Raw genomic sequence first — 16,968 nt, 5'->3', positions numbered from 1 at the left:
CCACAGCAGCTTCAGACCTTTTTCCTCCTCTTCAGCTGCTTCGCAATAAACCGGTCAGTCATCTTCTCCAATATGGCCAGCGTAACCGTGCCATTAGAAAGCACCATGTCGTGAAAGGCCCGCACATCGAAGTCCGCTTTCAAGGCGTTTTCGGTCCTTGTCCGCATTTCCTTGATTTTCAACTCACCCATTTTGTAGGCCAGCGCCTGCCCCGGCCACAAAATGTAGCGGTCTACTTCGGTGTTCACCTCGTGCAGCGACAGAGCCGTGTTATCGGCCAGGTAGGTTACGGCCTGCTCGCGTGTCCAGCCTTTGGCATGAATGCCCACGTCAATTACCAGTCGGCAGGCCCGCCACATTTCGTAGGTCAGGCGGCCAAACCTGCTGTAGGGGCTCTTGTACAGGCCCATTTCATGCCCCAGGTACTCGCTATACAAGCCCCAGCCTTCTCCAAACGCATTGATGTACAGGCGCCGCCGGAATTCCGGCAGGTTGGTAAGTTCCTGGCTAAGCGCATTCTGCAGATGGTGGCCCGGCACGGCCTCATGCAGTGTGAGCGACTCAAGCGTGTATAGCGTCCGGCTGGGCAGGTTGAAAGTGTTTACCCAATATTCTCCCGCCCGTTTGCCAGTTATCGGTGCTCCCGAATAACGACCCGTCGTGTAGTTCGGTGCCAGGTATTCGGGCACCGGCACCACTGTAAAAGGCTGGCGCGGCAGCTTCCCAAACAGTGTGGGCAGCTTGCCCTCAATGGTCTTGGCAATGTAGGCGGCTTCTTTCAGCAACTCATCGCCGGTTTTGGGGTAAAACTGCGGGTCGTTCCGTAAAAAATAAACGAATTCCTTAAAGCCGCCTTTAAATTTCACGTCCTGAATCACCTGGTCCATTTCGGCTTTGATGCGCGCTACCTCCCTCAGGCCCAGCTGATATACCTGTTCCGAGGTCAGGTTGGTGGTCGTGTAGTGGCGCACCCTGTTCTCATAGTAAGCCTGCCCGTTGGGAAACTGGGTTGCCCCCAAGCTGGCGCGGGCTTTCGGCAGGTATTCCCTTTCAAAGAACTCCTTGATTTTTTGGTAGCTACTGATAACGTCTTTCGTCACCACTGCCTTCGCTTCAGCTTGAAATACAGCCCAGTCGGACTCGCTAATGGCTGCCGGCTTTTTAATAAAGGGCTTCCAGAAAACCGATTTCTCCGGGGCGTCCACAATGTGCTGGGTATAGCTCGAGGCGTACCGCAGCATCACCTCTTTGGGCTGGGTGATTCCCATGGATATCCCGGTGCGCATAAGCTGCAGGTTTTCATCCACGAACCGCGGAATATCCTTCAGAACCAGAATGTATTGCTCGGCGTCTTTTCGGGAGTTAATGGTCGTATTCCCCCGGGAAGCCAGCCTGGCATGAAAGCCAGCATCGGTGAGCAGCGGGTTCAGGTACGATTTGTATTGATAGTCCGACAGCTCGTCCTGCACTTCATGGCGCAACAACTCCAGGTTAATCTCATCTTCAAACGAGAGCGACTTGCGGTTTATCTGCTGCAAACCGGCGTCTATTTTCTTGTAGAAGGAGTGCTTCGCCAGGAAAGCAGCCTCGGTATGAGAGCCCAGCAGGTGGGTGCTGCTGCTGTCGCGCCGCCTTGCCTGCGTTTCAAAATCCTTGATGCTGCTCAGCGCCCCCGCAATGTCTTTGTGAAGCTTCTGCTGCGCATGAAGCTCAGAAGAAAGCGGGAATAACGCCAAGGCAAGTAATAAAGAGCGGCTCATTATTGATTTTATATAGGTTCAGGCCTAACGTTTGCAGTTCTATAAGTGAAGATTCGACGTTTCCATTTTCGCTGAAACGCTCTTCCCCGCTCGCTTGCCCCAAAAGCTGAAGGTAGCCAGTGGCTCGCGTTGCGCCTGCCTATGCAGTGGCAGTATTGCCCAAGCCACTTGCCCTGGCCTGGAAAACGAGGCAGCGGGGCGTCACCGGGCCCCAGCGCTAGCTGAGCAGCCAGCGCTGGTAGGTGGTGGCCGTGGGCGTAAGCCGCCAGCACAGCGCCACCAGCATGGCACCCGCCGCGAGCATGTCGAAGGGCTTGTGCGTGACAACGTAAGAGGCCAGCAAGGGCAGGGGCACCAGCGCCAGTAAGCTGTTACGCAGAAATAAACGGCCTTGGTAAATGCGCATATTTCCTTCGGGGAGCCGCCGCAGGTTAGGCCGCATCCGTCGGTAAAGTGAATAAAGCAGCAGCCCTGCCACCGGCAGCAACGCTACCAGCACCAGCAGCGCGGGCCAGGTGGCGAGGTGGGGCTCCAGGGTCTGGCCCGCGGCGGCATGGCTCCCAGCCATCAGCACCACGCATCCCATCAGGAGGCCCTGCACCGGGTAATGCAACCAGTGCTGCCACTGAAGGCGGCGGATGGCTTTGCGAAAGTCAGCGTCCGTCATGTCCGGTATCTCAGCATAATAGGGACTCTTATCCCCTTGTCGCAATAGGTACGGTACGTACGGGGGAGCACTGCTCCGAGGTTAAGGTTTACGAATAAAGAGCAGTGAATTTAAGTAGAAAAACGATGAGCACGACTGGCTACCGGCAGGGCGCGCCCCGGTTTTCAGCGAGCCCTTATTTGCTTTTGTGGCCGGGCTCATAAATAAGCCGCAAAAAGCTGCTAAATCGCTCGTTTTCTCTTTTAATCGGGATGCCGGTAACAATACCAATCAATAGGTTGTCGGCCAGCCCAACCCGCATCTGAGGGCGGATGGTCATGTCGAAATCGTTTCGGCCCAATTCTTTATTAAACTCAACTCCAATAAAATTTCTAGTGCCATCAATCATGTAATGAAAGTTGGAGTTTATCTGCCAGATGGTGTGCCTGCCCTGAGTTGCATTGCTCGCAAAGTGGTGGAATAATTGTGGGCCAGTATAAAGGAGGGTGTGAAAATTTTGGCCCCAGCGCTTGGCTGCCACAAAGAAGGGGTTGTAGACATTCCCGGTAAATAGCCGCTCTCTTCCATAGCTACTAAAATTGTTGAGCTCAAATTCGTGGATATATCCAACGGCCATTGATGTATTTAATTTATCAGAAACGAAGAAGGAATACTGAGCCGCCAGTTTGAAGCTACTCAGCTTGCTTTTTGGTGCAGCTACTGATTTTTCAGTGGGATAGCTAATTGAAAAAGGCAATTCAATTTCCAATCCTAATCTGTCGATTGGAGCAAATTCGTATTCTACGAGAGCAATGTATTCGTCAAAATTCTTATTGTCGGTTATGCCTACCCCAACGTTCCATTCTTTTTCGCCTTTTCGAGCTCCAAGGTCCCGTATTAGGTCGATATAAAGCGGCTCGGCGTGCAAGACTTTGTCACGGCCTGGCTTGTCTTCTGTTTCCCTAATATAAATGCTGTCCAGTTTATCGTTTTTTAATTGAGTGCTATCGGCATTCTGTGCATTTGAGCTGCCTATGGTCAGAAAAAATAGAATTAGTAGTGCGGGTAGTTTCATGTATTTCCGAAAGGGTATGCGCATGATATTACATCAGGCGTGAAAAGGTATTCAAAGCAGCTTTAAGTAATTTTGGTGTTGAATATTTTTAAAAAAAAGATACAAGAAGCCTAGAAATTGCATCGGAAAAAGCCAGTTTAGAAGGCCGTCCGCTAAGCTTTCGACGCCATAAGGGCATACACCATTGGTATTTTATTGCTTAGGGTTTTTATGCGGTATTTATTGGGTTCAAATTCTACAGTATTTCTAAAACAATTGTATGGAGAGTAGTCGAATTCCTTAAATGCATGTAGCATTAAACCATTGTCGAGTAAGCTTGTCAGGACCTCGCCGATGCTGTGGTTCCACGTCACGCATTTTTGGTCAATTGGGGCACCCCGGTCTGCGTAAGTCCCCGTTTCTGTTTCCACAATCGGTCCCGTATTGAAGTAGTTATAATCGATTTTATCAAAGTTGTCGTCAAACATCCACACTACCGGGTGAAATTCTGCGAACACGAATTTGCCTCCAGGCTTTAAAGCTGCTGCAATGACTTTTGCCCACTTATCCAGGTCGGGCAGCCAGCCTATGGTGCCATAGCTGGTAAAGACAACATCAAATTGCTGGTCGAGCCGTGCGGGTAGTTCATAGATGTTGCAGCAGATAAATTCAGCATTTGCGCCGGCTGCTTTGGCAAGGGCCTCGGCTTGCTCAATGGCTTTGTCGGAAAGGTCTACACCAGTTGGTATAGCACCTAATCTAGCCAGGGAAATCGTGTCTTGTCCAAAATGACACTGCAAATGCAAAAGGCTCTTGCCCTGTATATCGCCAAGTAGTTCGAGTTCAATTTGATTGAGCGAACTATTGCCCTTTAGGAAGCCTTCAACATCATAAAACGCTGAATTTACGTGGAAGTCCGTTCGTTTATTCCAAGAGTCTCTGTTGATTTCAATGTAGTCCATAACTCGTTTGCAGAAGTAGGTTAGGAATTGTCAATCGCAGCAATCTTGACTGCCTGCTGGCTTTTCTTGGATTTGAGTGATACATTTTCCACCACTAAAACCGCTACAAACCCGGCAGTATAAATTGCCATATCGGCCCACGAAAACGAGCTTCCAAGCAGGGTACGGGCCAGTCGTGAGTGTTGAAAGCCTAGGTGGTGTAATAAATTAAAGTACTGCAGTCCCTCAACTAAATAAGATAATAGCAGAACAAGGAGTGCTGCTGGAAGAAACCGGATAGCAAAAAAGCTTTTGACGAAGCAGTAAAGCAGCAATACAACTAAAAAATCACCGACATAAGGCCGGACTATTCGGTCGTGTACATAAAGTGCAATAATTGCCTCAATAACAAATAGTACAATGGTGGGGTAAAAGTATTTGCTATTAAATCTCAAGCTGCTGGTTGGTTCGTTCAGGTTAAAAATTCACTGACTCGCGGTGCAATTTCGAACCGCGAGTCAGTAACACGAAAACGAAAAGTAAGCACAAAAAAAGGCCTGCATGAACTGCAGGCCTTTTTTTGTGCTCTAAAGCAAACGCTTGCTTACGGAAACTTGGGAAACTTCGAGAAGTCGGGCTGGCGCTTCTCCATGTAGGCGTTGCGGCCTTCCTTGGCCTCGTCGCTGAGGTAGTAGAGCAGCGTGGCGTTGCCGGCCAGCTCCTGAATGCCAGCCTGCCCGTCGAGCTCGGCATTGAACGACGACTTGAGCATGCGCAGCGAAAGCGGACTTTTCTGGAGAATCTTGTGGCACCAGGCCACGGTGGTTTCTTCGAGCTGGTCGAGCGGCACCACTTTGTTGACGAGGCCCATGTCGAGGGCCTCCTGAGCGTCGTACTGGTCGCAGAGGTACCAGATTTCGCGCGCTTTTTTCTGGCCCACCACGCGGGCCAGGTAGGAGGCCCCAAAGCCGCCGTCGAACGAGCCCACGTTGGGGCCGGTTTGGCCGAAACGGGCGTTGTCGGCCGCAATGCTCAGGTCGCACACCACGTGCAGCACGTGGCCGCCCCCGATGGCCCAGCCCGCCACCATGGCAATCACCGGCTTGGGAATGGTGCGGATGATGCGCTGCAGGTCGAGCACGTTGAGGCGGGGCATGGCGTCTTCGCCTACGTAGCCGCCGTGGCCGCGCACGCTCTGGTCGCCGCCCGAGCAAAAGGCCCGGCCACCTTCGCCCGTAAGGATGATGACGCCGATGTCGGTGCGGTCGCGGCAGATGTTCATCGCCTCAATCATCTCCTGCACCGTGAGCGGCGTAAAGGCGTTGTGTACTTGCGGCCGGTTGATGCTGATTTTGGCGATGCCGCCGTGCTGCGTGAAAAGGATTTCACGGAACTCCTTAATGGGACTCCACTGAATGGTTTCTGGCATAGAAAGTTGTCATTCTGAGCGCAGCGAAGAATCTTATCACGTCCGCGCCGCTGGGATTTAAAAAGCCGAAAGGGAAGCCGTGATAAGATGCTTCCTTCGTCAGCATGACAGATTAGGAAAAAGCTTGTTTTACCGCCGCCCGGTATTCCGCAAAAAAGGCCGCGTTGGTTTTGCTATCGGTGAAAATTTCAAGGATGGCCGCGCCGCTTTCGGCCGCAAAGAAAACCGGTAGCGCGGCAGCAAGTTCTTCAAACGTTGAAACGGGGAAGTAGCGCAGGTTAAAATCCCGCGCCGTGTTCTCCGCCGTCAGCATCTGGCGCGTCTCAAAAAACTCCTCCAGCTCCGGCTGCTGCCGCGGTCCATCGATGAGGCGGAAGATGCCACCGCCGTGGTTGTTGAAGAGCACGACGCGCATATTGGGTGTAGGATAGTTGTGCCAGAAGGCGTTGCGGTCGTAGAAAAACGCCACGTCGCCGGTGAGGAGGACCACCGGGCGCTGCGGCTGGGCCAGGGCTGCACCCACGGCGGTGGAGTTGCAGCCGTCGATGCCGCTAGTGCCGCGGTTGGCGAAGACTTCGATTTGCCGGCCCGCTGGGATGCCGATGATGTTGGCGTAGCGCACGGCCATGCTATTGGCCAGGTGCAGGGCTGTGTTTTCCGGGAGTTGAGCGAGCGTGCGGTGAAAGGCCGAAAACTCATTGAATGGCGGATTGGAAGCAGAGAAGAAGTCGCTCAAAAACGAGTGCGCAGCAGTTTCGGCTTGTTGCCAATCCGATGCCCCATTCATTTCAATAGAAACCGGTTTAACTGCCAATCCGGCAAAAAAAGCGGCCGGCTCACTCCTTACTATAGAAGTTAAGCTGCGAAAAGTGTCTGCTACTGCCCCGCTGGCCTGGATGTGCCAGTGCTGCTGCGGAACCGCCTCACGCAGGTACAGTTTCAGGCTTTTCGAAATCAGCGACTGGCCAAAGGTGATAAGCAAGTCGGGCCGCAGGGTCTCTTTTTGCTCTCTGCTTAGCCCAGCTAGGAAGACATCATGCTTCCCGACGAGAGAACTCCCGATGCCATCCATATTGCCAATGGTATCGGCTACCACCGTGACCCCATATATAGCCGCAAATGCCAGCAAGGCTTGGTTTAGCTTCTCATCGGCGGCATGTTGGCCGGCTACAACTAATACCCGCTTGGTGGAGAGTAATTGCTGGGTAAATTCAGAAATGGCAGCCTTGGAAAGGTCGGTTGAGAGCGACGGCTCGTGCGTGATTTTTACGTCCTTCTCATACCCGATTTTATCGTCTGCCTTCGGATAAAACGGCTCGCGCAGCGGCACATTCACCTGCACCGGCCCAGCGGGCGCAGCTTGTGCCAGGTTGATAGCTTCGTTGACAATGCGCGCCGAATGCCACTTGGCATCTGCGTGCGAGGTGTCAACCGGAAACTCAAATTCGCCCTTGGCGTGCGCGCCGTACAAATTGCGCTGCCGAATGGTTTGCCCATCAAGCTGGTCTATCCATTCCGGCGGCCGGTCGGCGGTAAAAATCACCAGCGGAATGTGCTGAAAAAACGCCTCCGCCACAGCCGGCGCGTAATTCAGACCCGCTGTGCCGGAGGTGCAGACCAGCGCCACCGCGCGCCGCTGGGTCTGCGCTATGCCGAGGCCGATAAAAGCCGCCGCCCGCTCATCGGGTACCACGCGCACCGTAAGAGCCGGGTGGCGGGCAAAGGCCAAGGTGAGGGGTGCCGAACGGGAGCCGGGCGACAGCACCACATCGGTGATGCCATGCTGGGCGCAGATTTCGGCAATGTTATAAACTGCTTGCATAAGTAACCCCAACTTCGAGTTGGCAGGTCGTTAAACGGTTGTTGTAGTATAAAGCTGCTTGGCGCAAACGGACTTGAACTAAAAAAAGGCGCTAGAGCACGGCCGCAATGGTCTGCAATTTCATTTGAGTTTCCTCCCATTCGCGCTCCGGGTCCGAATCCACCGTCAGGCCGGTTCCGGCATACAGAATGGCTTCGTCGGCGCGCACCTGCAGGCAGCGCAGGTTCACGTAGAGGCGCGCAACGCCGGGCGCGGCCACATTCACCGGGCCCAGGAAGCCGCTGTAGTAAGCGCGGTCGTAGCCCTCGTGTTTTTGCAAAAAGTCCATGGCAGCGGCTTTGGGCATGCCGCCCACGGCGGAAGTAGGGTGTAGCAGCCGTAGCATATCGGTGCCCAGCGACGGAAAGGGTACGTGTTTCAGGCTCACCTCAAAGTCGGTGCGCAAGTGCAGCAGTTCCCCCGCAACCACCGTGCGCGGGCCGGTTTCCTGGTATTCTCGCAACCGCAGCTGCTTGAAGCAGTTCACGATGTAGCGCGCCACCAAAGCTTGCTCTTCGATTTCTTTCTGGCGCCAGATGGCCGTGCGGGGCATGAACTCGGCCGTGAGGGGCTGGGTGGCGGCCAGCGCCATGGTGTGGAACGTGCCGTCGGCCGTTACTTCGGCCAGAACCTCGGGGGTGGCGCCCAGCCAAGTGCCCACGCCGGGCGCGCTCACCAGCGACACAAAACCTTGCGGATACTTCTGCTCCAAGTCGATAAAGGCTGCTAAAGGGTCAAATCCAGCAGGCAGTGGGCGGCGGGCAGCGCGGGAGCTCACCACTTTCACCACTTCCTTGTTTTCAATAGCGGCTACTCCGACGCGCACCAATTCCTTATACTCGGCCTCGGTGGCGGCGTGGGGAACAGTAGGCGTGGCGTAGTGCCAGGCTAGGTGCTCCAGGGGTGCCGCGGCCAGCCAAGCGCTGAGGGCCGGCACCAAGTCGCGGGCAGCGGGCGCTACGGCCACCAACTCGGCCTGGGCGGCATCAAAGAGCACATCGGCGGGCAGAAACAGGGCCGGGTTGAGGTCCGACTCGCGGAAGGGAAAGAAGGCAAAGCCTGCGGGTGCCTGAGCATCAAGTGCGGGCGGCAGGCCAGTGAAAGTCGCCTCCAGCGAACGCGCCACCAGTAGTCGCGGCTGCGCTGCCCCGGGCTCGCGCCAGATGGCCAGGGGCCGGCCCGTACGCAGGGCTCCCGCCGCCAAGTGGCTCAACCGGGCCAAAGAGGAGAGGCCCGCCGCGGCGGCCGGCCACTTCAGTTGCCGATAGTCGCTGGTGCCCATTAGGCGGTTTTTGCGGCGGCCGGCAGGTCAATCACGGCCATGGTGATGCGGCTGATGCAGACCAGGGCGCCGGTTTCTTCGTGCGTAATGCGGATTTCCCATACCTGGGTGCTGCGGCCTACGTGCACCGGCGTGGCACGGCCGCATACCCAGCCGTTGCGAACCCCCTTAATATGATTGGCGTTAATTTCCAGGCCCACAGTGGCCTGCCTGGTACGGTCCACGCGCAGCGAAGCGGCGATGCTGCCCAGCGTTTCGGCAAACGCCACCGAGGCACCGCCGTGCAGCAGGCCCATGGGCTGGTGGGTACGGCCATCAACCGGCATACGGCCTTCGAGGTAGCTCTCTGTCACGGCAGTAATTTCGATGCCGAGGGCATCGGCCAGAGTCGGGCGGGAAGCCGTCCAGCTTTTCACTTCTTCCAGGGTCATAGGACAGGGGAGGACAGGCGAGCACGGGCGGAAAGCCCCGTTCGCCACGAATAAATTCAGATTAATGACCAACGGCCGGGGTTAAAACCCCGTACTTTGACAGATTGTTGACGCAAGTTCACGCAAAACTACCACTCAACGTGAGGCCCCGGACCATCTTCCTTCTACGCCACGGCCAGACCGATTTTAACGTGCAGGGCATTGTGCAGGGCAGCGGCGTCGACTCGAGTCTGAACGAGACCGGCCGGCGCCAGGCCGCGCAGTTCTTTGCCGCCTATGGGCACATGCCGTTCGACAAAGTGTACACGTCGGCCCTGCGGCGTACGCAGGAGTCGGTGCAGCAGTTTCTGGACTTGGGACTGCCGCACGAAGCCCATGCGGGCCTCAACGAGATAAGCTGGGGCGTGCGCGAAGGCACGCGCATTACCATGGAAGAAGATGCCGAATACCGCCAGGTATTGGCCGATTGGGCAGCCGGCCGCACCGATTCGCGCCTTACTGGAGGAGAAAGTCCCGAAGAAGTAGCTGCCCGGCAACGCCCGTTTATTGAGCTTCTGAAATCCCGCCACGACGAAGAAACGGTACTCGTCTGCATGCACGGCCGCGCCATGCGCGTCATGCTGTGCCAGCTGCTAAACTACCCGCTCTATTGCATGGAAGGCTTCGAGCACAGCAACTTATGCTTGTACAAGCTGGAATTCACCGGGACGGTATTTACGGTGAAGAACTTCCTCGATGTGGCGCATTTGCAGGTGCTGGCTTAGCGCAGAGCTTAGCGCGGCGGAAGAAGATTTGACAAAGTTTGCCTAGCATTTTGCCCGCGAAACCTCGCGATAATTGTGTGCCCAACTTTTCGGGCTAATTTTGGCCTCCTCAATACAAGCGCGACAAACTGATGGCCGAAATCATAAAAATGCCCAAAATGAGCGACACGATGACCGAAGGGACCATCGCTGCTTGGCTCAAGAAAGTGGGTGATAAAGTTAAATCCGGTGATATCCTGGCCGAAGTCGAGACCGACAAAGCCACCATGGAACTGGAGAATTACGAAGACGGTACGCTCCTGTACATTGGGCCGAAAGAAAAAGAGTCTGTCGTAGTTGATGGAATTTTGGCCATTGTTGGCAAAGAGGGCGAAGATTTCTCGGCCCTGCTAGCCGGAGCTACCGGCGGCGCCCCCGCGGCCGAGGCTCCCAAAGCGGAAGCTGCCCCGGCCGCCGAAGCTCCCAAAGCAGAGGCTGCTCCTGCTCCCGCCGCGCCGGCTCCCGAAGCGCCCAAAGCTGCGCCTGCCGCGCCTGCCAATGGCAAAAAAGCTACCGTGGTGCGCATGCCCAAAATGAGCGACACGATGACCGAAGGCACCATTGCCGCTTGGTTGAAAAACGTGGGCGACAAAGTAAAATCGGGCGATGTGCTGGCTGAAGTCGAAACCGACAAGGCCACCATGGAGCTGGAAAACTACGAAGACGGCACCCTGCTCTACACCGGCCCGAAGGCCGGCGAAGCCGTCCCGGTTGATGGCATCCTGGCTATTATCGGCGAAGAAGGCGCCGACATTGAAGCTCTGCTAGGCGGCCAAAGCGGTGGTGCTACCCCCGCCGAAGCCCCTAAAGCTGCCGAAGCACCACAAGAAGCTGAAGCGCCCGCTACTCCTGCCGCCCAACCTGCGCCCGCCGCAGCAGCAGCGCCTAGTGGTCGCATCCTGGCCTCGCCGCTCGCCAAGAGCATAGCGAAGGAAAAAGGTATCAACCTCTCGCAGGTTGTGGGCACCGGCGACAACGGCCGCATTGTGCAGCGCGACGTGGAGAACTTCAAGCCCTCGGCTGCAACTGCTGCTCCGGCTACCCAAGCGGCGCCCGCTGCTGCCCCCAGCCCGGCTGCCGCTCCAGCCGCCGTTGCTGCGCCACAAGCTGCTCCGGCAGCCGCCGCTACCGAAGGTACTTACACCGACACCCCCGTGTCGCAGATGCGCAAGGTGATTGCCAAGCGCCTGTCGGAAAGCTTGTTCACGGCTCCGCATTTCTATCTCACGATGGAAATCAACATGGACAAGGCCATGGAAGCACGGGTGCGTCTCAACGAACTGTCGCCGGTGAAGCTTTCCTTCAACGACTTGGTGCTGAAGTCGGCTGCCGTGGCGCTGCGCCAGCATCCGGTGGTAAACTCCTCGTGGCTCGGCGATAAAATCCGTCAGAACAAGCTCATCAACATCGGTGTGGCCGTGGCCGTGGACGAAGGCTTGCTGGTGCCCGTGATTCGTAACGCCGACCAGAAAGGCCTGTCGCAAATCGCCACCGAAGTGAAAGAGCTAGCCGGCAAAGCCAAGAGCAAGAAGCTGCAGCCCGCTGAATGGGAGGGCAGCACCTTCACCATCTCCAACCTGGGCATGTTCGGCATCGACGAATTCACGGCCATCATCAACCCGCCCGACGCCTGTATCCTGGCCGTGGGCGGCATCAAGCAGACGCCCATCGTCAAAGACGGCCAGATTGTGGTCGGCAACATCATGAAGGTGACGTTGAGCTGCGACCACCGCGTGGTGGACGGTGCCACTGGCGCCGCCTTCCTCCAGACCCTGAAAGGCCTGCTGGAAGATCCCATGCGCATGCTTATTTGATTGAATATTTCCCCATGAAAAAAACCAGCTCTAACCGGCTGGTTTTTTTTTGCTGGAAAGCATTAGCTTGCGAAAAATAGGACAATGCCAATTGTCCTTTGCTACTCAGCTTAAGTCAATCACTCTTTCTACTATTTTCATGAAGAACAGCTTACTTATACCCTTAATCTGTGTGGTCAGCAGCACTGCTTGGGGGCAAAGCGCTAGCCTGAGCGGCCAGGTACTGGACCCCACTGGCCGGCCCGTTATCGGGGCTACGGTGGTGGAAAAAGGCACCAATAACGGCACGGCCACCGACGGCGAAGGCCGTTTCACCTTACGTACTCGCACGGCCCAGCCGCGGCTCGTAATCAGCTCGTTGGGCTACGCCACCAGAGAGGAAGTGGCCACTGGCGGCTCGCTTAGCATCAGCCTGGCCGAAAGCAGCACTAGCCTCGATGCCGTGCAGGTGGTGGGCTCGCGCAGCGCCAACCGCTCCGTCACCGATTCGCCTTCGCCCGTAGATATCATTGACATTCGGGAGGTGACGGCCAAAACCGGCCAGCTCGATGTGAACCAGCTGCTGCAGTTTGTGGCGCCGTCGTTCAACTCGAACCGCCAGACTGGCTCCGACGGCGCCGACCACGTGGACCCCGCTTCTCTACGCGGCCTCGGCCCTGACCAAACCCTGGTGCTGGTGAATGGCAAGCGCCAGCACCAGTCGGCGCTGGTAAACCTGTTTGGCTCGCGCGGCCGCGGCAACACCGGCACCGACCTGAACGTGATACCGGCCGCTTCCATCGAGCGGATTGAGATTTTGCGCGACGGCGCTGCGGCTCAGTACGGCTCCGATGCCATTGCCGGTGTCATCAACATTGTGCTGAAAAGCTCCGTGAAAGAACTCACGGCCAGCGCCAACTACGGCGTGTATGATGCGAAGTACCGCCGCGACGACAAGCGCTTCGATGGGGGCAACTTCAACGCCAACGTCAACTACGGCGTGGGCCTGGGCGAGAACGGCAGCTTTATTAATGCCACGCTCGATTACAACAAGCGCCAGCACACCCAGCGGGCCAACGTGCCGTCGCCCAATGGCTTGGCGCGCCGCGAGTACGGCGACCCGGAAATCTCTAACGCTTCGCTGTACCTGAACTCGAAGTTTGCGCTCAGCAATAAGGCGCACGTTTATGCCTTTGGCGGACTAAACAAGCGCAAGGGCGATGCCTACGCCTGGACTCGTTTTGCCGATGATGACCGCAACGTGCCCGCCATCTACCCTGACGGCTTCGACCCGATTATCTCCAGCGACATTCTGGATGCCTCGGCCGTGGCCGGAGTGCGCACGTCGCTAGGCGAGTGGGAGCTGGATATCAGCAACAATTTTGGTTCCAACCGCTTTGAGTACGGTCTGCGTAACACGTTGAATGCGTCGAAGGGTGCTGCCTCGCCCACTTCCTTCAACGCCGGCGGTTTCCAACTGCAGCAAAACGTGGTGAACGTGGGCCTTACGCGCAACTACAAAACTGTGCTACAAGGTCTCAACCTGGCGGCTGGTGCCGAGGCGCGGCGCGAATGGTATTCGCTGTTTGCAGGCGAGGAAGGCTCTTATCGCAACTACGACCCCAACCTGTCCGGGGGCTCCCAGGGCTTTCCGGGCTACCAGCCCAGCGACGCAATCAAGGCGCAGCGCGACAACCTAGGCGCCTACGTTGATGCTGAGCTGAGCGTGACCCAGCGCTGGTTGCTGGCGGGTGCTCTGCGCTTTGAAAACTATAGCGACTTCGGCAGCACCCTGAACTACAAAGCGTCGACCCGCTACAACGTGACGGATTTCCTGACCGTGCGCGGCACGTTGAGCACCGGCTTCCGGGCGCCTTCGTTGGCTCAGAAAAACTTCAATTCTACCTTCACCAACTTCATCAGCGGCAGCCCGGTGGAGGTGCTGCTGGCCCGCAACAACAGCGCCGTTACCCAGAAACTGGGAATTCCATCGCTGAAACAGGAAACCTCCACCAGTGCCAACGTGGGCTTCACCAGCCGCCTAGGCTCGTCGGTGAACCTGACCGTGGATGGCTACTACATCAAGGTGAAAGACCGGGTGGTCCTCACCAGCCAATTCAGCGCCGACGACCCCGTGATTGGGGCCGACCTGGTGGCACTGAACGTGGACCAGGCACAGTTTTTCGCCAATGCCGCCGATACTCGCTCCCTGGGTCTCGACGTGGTGCTCAATCATTTTGTGGCCGTGGGCACTGGTCGCCTAACCTCCACGGTGGCAGCCAACTTCAACAGCCTCCGCATCGACCGGGTACAGACCTCCGGCCGCCTGGTAGGACGCGAAGACGACTTTTTTGGCCCGCGCGAGCAAGCTTTTGTGAAGGCCTCGGCACCGCCTTCCAAAATCAACCTCACCTTCGATTATCAGGTGAGCCGCTGGGGTGCTTTGCTGCGTTTCGTACGCTTCGATGAGGTGACTCTGCTCGATTTTGACAATGAGCCAATGAAATACGACTCGCGCATCACCACCGACCTCACGCTGAGCTATGCGCTGACTCCGCACCTGCAACTGGCAGTAGGCAGCTCCAACCTGTTTGGCGTATTCCCCACGCTGTTTGACCCGCAGCGCACGGAAACCGGTGGCGCCTGGGACCCGGTGCAGATGGGTTCCAATGGCCGTTTCCTCTTCGGCAAATTGCAGGCGCGCTTTTAACTTATTTACTGCGTGTTGGTTAAGCCTTGTCAGCCGCCCGGTCTCAACGACCGGGCGGTTTGGTTAAGCAGCACCGCGTAATTTTGCCACTTGCCCCAATACCGTGGTGCCAGCGTGTTAACTGCTATTAATAAATGACTAAAATTCGTTCTACCACCGTTCTCGGCATCCGCCACAACGGCGAAGTAGCCCTCGGCGCCGACGGCCAGGCCACCATGGACAAGCACGTAGCCAAGAACAACGTGCGCAAAATCCGCAAGCTCCAGGATGGCAAAATCGTGACTGGTTTTGCCGGCTCCACGGCCGATGCCTTTATGCTGCTCGACAAGTTTGATGAAAAGCTGAACGGCTACGGCGGCAACCTCAAGCGCGCCGCCATCGAGTTGGCCAAGGAGTGGCGCAAAGACCAGTACCTGCGCAAGCTGGAAGCCATGATGGTGGTGGCTGACCGCGACGAGCTGCTCATCCTTAGCGGCACCGGCGACGTATTGGAACCAGATACCGACGTAGCCGCCATCGGCAGTGGCGCCATGTATGCCCAGGCGGCGGCGTTGGCACTAAAAAAGCACGCACCGCATTTATCAGCCCGGCAAATGGTGGAAGACGCTCTTCACATTGCCGCTGATATCTGCATTTATACCAATCATAATTTGATGATTGAGTCGCCTATTTAATCTGTCATGCTGAGGAACGAAGCATCTTATCACGGCTGCGTTTCCTAGCTCATTCATTTCCTTGCCGCGCGGACGTGATAAGATTCTTCGCTGCGTTCAGAATGACAAACTACCCCACATGCAAGTAACCAACTTCCTCCGCCATCACTTCCGCCACTTCAACGCCGCCGCGCTGATTGACGCCGCCGATGGCTACAACAAGCACCTGGCCGAAGGTGGCAAGATGATGATAACCTTGGCCGGTGCCATGAGCACCGCCGAACTCGGTATCCAACTGGCCGAGCTCATTCGCCAGGACAAGGTGCAAATCATCAGCTGCACCGGCGCCAACCTGGAAGAAGACATCTTCAACCTCGTGGCTCACGATTTCTACGAGCGGGTGCCGAACTATCGCGACCTCACCGCCGCCGACGAAACCGCGCTACTCAAGCGCCACATGAACCGCGTCACCGACACCTGCATCCCCGAGGAAGAGGCCATGCGCCGCATCGAGCACACCGTGCTCAAGTTCTGGGAAAAGGCCGACAAGACCGGCGAGTCGTACTTCCCGCACGAATTCTTCTACCAGATTCTGCTCTCGGGCGAGCTGGAGCAGTACTACCAAATTGACCCAAAAAACTCGTGGATGCTGGCCGCGGCTGAGAAAAACCTGCCCATCATTTGCCCGGGCTGGGAAGACTCGACCCTCGGCAACATCTACGCCGGCCACGTGATGAGCGGCGACGTGAAAAACGTGCACACCATGCGCACTGGCATTCAGTACATGATGTACCTGGCCGACTGGTACACCGCCCAGGCCACTGATGAAAGCAAAGTGGGCTTCTTCCAGATTGGCGGCGGCATTGCCGGGGACTTCCCCATCTGCGTAGTGCCCATGCTGCACCAGGACCTTGGCCGCCACGAAGTGCCTCTGTGGGGCTACTTCTGCCAGATTTCGGATTCCACCACCAGCTACGGCAGCTACTCCGGCGCCGTGCCCAACGAAAAAATCACCTGGGGCAAGCTCGGCGAGCACACGCCGAAGTTCATCATCGAAAGCGACGCGACCATAGTGGCGCCGCTGGTGTTTGCCATCGTGCTGGGGCAGTAATTGTCTAGGTATGGAAACAAGAAAAGCCTCCGCTGAATGTCAGCGGAGGCTTTTCTTGTTTCTGGTGCTTAGCTTTTAGCCCAATACGTGCTGGGCTAACACCCTTTGTAGGTCATAGATATTGACCTGGTTGTTGAATTTTCGGACGATACTGGGCTGAACCTCGCTCGATACCCAAATTTTCAATTCGGCATCGAGGTCCAGATGGCCGGCAGTTTCAATGCCGAACCTTGAGATGCTTTTGTAAGCAATGGAAAGGTAGTCCACCTTCTTGCCGGTAAGGCCTTGTTTTTCAACCAAGATAAGGCGCTTATTGGTGAAGACAAAGACATCGCGAACCAGTTTAAAGCCGATTTCGATAACCTCACCTTCCGCGAGAAGAACGCCGTATTCCTTGTTCAGCTCGGAAGGTTGAGCAACACCGGCGTTGCCCATTAATGCAGAGAAAAATCCCATGGTTTGCGGTTAAAAAAGTTACTTGAAAGTGTTCTGCT

The 16,968-nt window shown here is 56.3% G+C and carries 15 protein-coding genes; 5 read left to right on the top strand and 10 right to left on the bottom strand.

Features of this window, described 5'->3' with window-relative positions; genetic code table 11:
* Nucleotides 1–11: 11 nt before the first annotated feature.
* The 9 genes from ACP7AJ_RS10775 to ACP7AJ_RS10735 all read right to left on the bottom strand — a co-directional run bounded on the left by ACP7AJ_RS10775 (nt 12) and on the right by ACP7AJ_RS10735 (nt 9,404).
* Nucleotides 12–1,760, bottom strand: coding sequence for a DUF885 domain-containing protein (locus ACP7AJ_RS10775; RefSeq protein WP_426060201.1), 1,749 nt, complete (start codon nt 1,758–1,760; stop codon nt 12–14).
* A gap of 217 nt (nt 1,761–1,977) precedes the next feature.
* Complete coding sequence (locus ACP7AJ_RS10770; RefSeq protein WP_426060200.1) at nt 1,978–2,427, bottom strand: hypothetical protein; 450 nt, start codon at nt 2,425–2,427, stop codon at nt 1,978–1,980.
* A gap of 175 nt (nt 2,428–2,602) precedes the next feature.
* On the bottom strand, nt 2,603–3,481 hold the full coding sequence (locus tag ACP7AJ_RS10765; RefSeq protein WP_426060199.1) for an HAEPLYID family protein: 879 nt from the start codon (nt 3,479–3,481) through the stop codon (nt 2,603–2,605).
* A 152-nt stretch (nt 3,482–3,633) separates the two neighbouring features.
* Complete coding sequence (locus ACP7AJ_RS10760; protein ID WP_426060198.1) at nt 3,634–4,422, bottom strand: class I SAM-dependent methyltransferase; 789 nt, start codon at nt 4,420–4,422, stop codon at nt 3,634–3,636.
* A 20-nt stretch (nt 4,423–4,442) separates the two neighbouring features.
* A complete protein-coding gene (locus ACP7AJ_RS10755) occupies nt 4,443–4,856 on the bottom strand; it encodes a DUF2809 domain-containing protein (protein WP_426060197.1) in 414 nt (137 codons plus the stop codon).
* 149 nt (nt 4,857–5,005) lie between these two features.
* Nucleotides 5,006–5,830, bottom strand: coding sequence for a 1,4-dihydroxy-2-naphthoyl-CoA synthase (gene menB / locus ACP7AJ_RS10750; protein ID WP_426060196.1), 825 nt, complete (start codon nt 5,828–5,830; stop codon nt 5,006–5,008).
* 112 nt (nt 5,831–5,942) lie between these two features.
* Nucleotides 5,943–7,652 (bottom strand): 2-succinyl-5-enolpyruvyl-6-hydroxy-3-cyclohexene-1-carboxylic-acid synthase, encoded by a 1,710-nt coding sequence (gene menD / locus ACP7AJ_RS10745; RefSeq protein WP_426060195.1) that lies wholly within the window; start codon nt 7,650–7,652, stop codon nt 5,943–5,945.
* A gap of 91 nt (nt 7,653–7,743) precedes the next feature.
* Nucleotides 7,744–8,973, bottom strand: coding sequence for a chorismate-binding protein (locus ACP7AJ_RS10740; protein WP_426060194.1), 1,230 nt, complete (start codon nt 8,971–8,973; stop codon nt 7,744–7,746).
* Nucleotides 8,973–9,404: a hotdog fold thioesterase gene (locus ACP7AJ_RS10735; protein ID WP_426060193.1), complete on the bottom strand. Its 432-nt coding sequence runs from the start codon at nt 9,402–9,404 to the stop codon at nt 8,973–8,975. The genes ACP7AJ_RS10740 and ACP7AJ_RS10735 overlap by 1 nt, the downstream gene beginning before the upstream one ends.
* A 140-nt stretch (nt 9,405–9,544) precedes the next feature.
* On the opposite strand from ACP7AJ_RS10735, the gene ACP7AJ_RS10730 reads away from it, so the two are divergent.
* From ACP7AJ_RS10730 to ACP7AJ_RS10710, 5 genes are all read left to right on the top strand, one after another.
* Nucleotides 9,545–10,168 (top strand): histidine phosphatase family protein, encoded by a 624-nt coding sequence (locus ACP7AJ_RS10730; RefSeq protein ID WP_426060192.1) that lies wholly within the window; start codon nt 9,545–9,547, stop codon nt 10,166–10,168.
* 131 nt (nt 10,169–10,299) lie between these two features.
* Complete coding sequence (locus ACP7AJ_RS10725; protein ID WP_426060191.1) at nt 10,300–12,021, top strand: pyruvate dehydrogenase complex dihydrolipoamide acetyltransferase; 1,722 nt, start codon at nt 10,300–10,302, stop codon at nt 12,019–12,021.
* A gap of 139 nt (nt 12,022–12,160) precedes the next feature.
* Nucleotides 12,161–14,710 (top strand): TonB-dependent receptor, encoded by a 2,550-nt coding sequence (locus ACP7AJ_RS10720; protein WP_426060190.1) that lies wholly within the window; start codon nt 12,161–12,163, stop codon nt 14,708–14,710.
* Between the two features lie 134 nt (nt 14,711–14,844).
* Complete coding sequence (hslV, locus tag ACP7AJ_RS10715; RefSeq protein ID WP_426060189.1) at nt 14,845–15,384, top strand: ATP-dependent protease subunit HslV; 540 nt, start codon at nt 14,845–14,847, stop codon at nt 15,382–15,384.
* A 118-nt stretch (nt 15,385–15,502) separates the two neighbouring features.
* Nucleotides 15,503–16,474: a deoxyhypusine synthase family protein gene (locus tag ACP7AJ_RS10710; RefSeq protein WP_426060188.1), complete on the top strand. Its 972-nt coding sequence runs from the start codon at nt 15,503–15,505 to the stop codon at nt 16,472–16,474.
* A 75-nt stretch (nt 16,475–16,549) separates the two neighbouring features.
* On the opposite strand, the gene ACP7AJ_RS10705 is transcribed toward ACP7AJ_RS10710, so the two are convergent.
* Nucleotides 16,550–16,930, bottom strand: a complete 381-nt coding sequence (locus ACP7AJ_RS10705; protein WP_426060187.1) for a PH domain-containing protein — start codon at nt 16,928–16,930, stop codon at nt 16,550–16,552.
* Between the last annotated feature and the right edge of the window lie 38 nt (nt 16,931–16,968).

Source organism: Hymenobacter sp. B1770 (genome assembly GCF_049896385.1).
Taxonomy (GTDB): Bacteria; Bacteroidota; Bacteroidia; order Cytophagales; family Hymenobacteraceae; genus Hymenobacter.
This window is presented reverse-complemented; position numbering and strand designations above follow the sequence as displayed.

What these genes read in the sequence shown, in the direction of transcription:
- menD (WP_426060195.1), bottom strand. Translation starts at nt 7,652, where the DNA reads ATGCAAGCAGTTTATAACATTGCCGAAATCTGCGCCCAGCATGGCATC.
- ACP7AJ_RS10760 (WP_426060198.1), bottom strand. Translation starts at nt 4,422, where the DNA reads ATGGACTACATTGAAATCAACAGAGACTCTTGGAATAAACGAACGGAC.
- ACP7AJ_RS10775 (WP_426060201.1), bottom strand. Translation starts at nt 1,760, where the DNA reads ATGAGCCGCTCTTTATTACTTGCCTTGGCGTTATTCCCGCTTTCTTCT.
- ACP7AJ_RS10710 (WP_426060188.1), top strand. Translation starts at nt 15,503, where the DNA reads ATGCAAGTAACCAACTTCCTCCGCCATCACTTCCGCCACTTCAACGCC.
- ACP7AJ_RS10770 (WP_426060200.1), bottom strand. Translation starts at nt 2,427, where the DNA reads ATGACGGACGCTGACTTTCGCAAAGCCATCCGCCGCCTTCAGTGGCAG.
- ACP7AJ_RS10735 (WP_426060193.1), bottom strand. Translation starts at nt 9,404, where the DNA reads ATGACCCTGGAAGAAGTGAAAAGCTGGACGGCTTCCCGCCCGACTCTG.
- ACP7AJ_RS10725 (WP_426060191.1), top strand. Translation starts at nt 10,300, where the DNA reads ATGGCCGAAATCATAAAAATGCCCAAAATGAGCGACACGATGACCGAA.
- ACP7AJ_RS10705 (WP_426060187.1), bottom strand. Translation starts at nt 16,930, where the DNA reads ATGGGATTTTTCTCTGCATTAATGGGCAACGCCGGTGTTGCTCAACCT.
- ACP7AJ_RS10720 (WP_426060190.1), top strand. Translation starts at nt 12,161, where the DNA reads ATGAAGAACAGCTTACTTATACCCTTAATCTGTGTGGTCAGCAGCACT.
- hslV (WP_426060189.1), top strand. Translation starts at nt 14,845, where the DNA reads ATGACTAAAATTCGTTCTACCACCGTTCTCGGCATCCGCCACAACGGC.
- menB (WP_426060196.1), bottom strand. Translation starts at nt 5,830, where the DNA reads ATGCCAGAAACCATTCAGTGGAGTCCCATTAAGGAGTTCCGTGAAATC.
- ACP7AJ_RS10740 (WP_426060194.1), bottom strand. Translation starts at nt 8,973, where the DNA reads ATGGGCACCAGCGACTATCGGCAACTGAAGTGGCCGGCCGCCGCGGCG.
- ACP7AJ_RS10765 (WP_426060199.1), bottom strand. Translation starts at nt 3,481, where the DNA reads ATGAAACTACCCGCACTACTAATTCTATTTTTTCTGACCATAGGCAGC.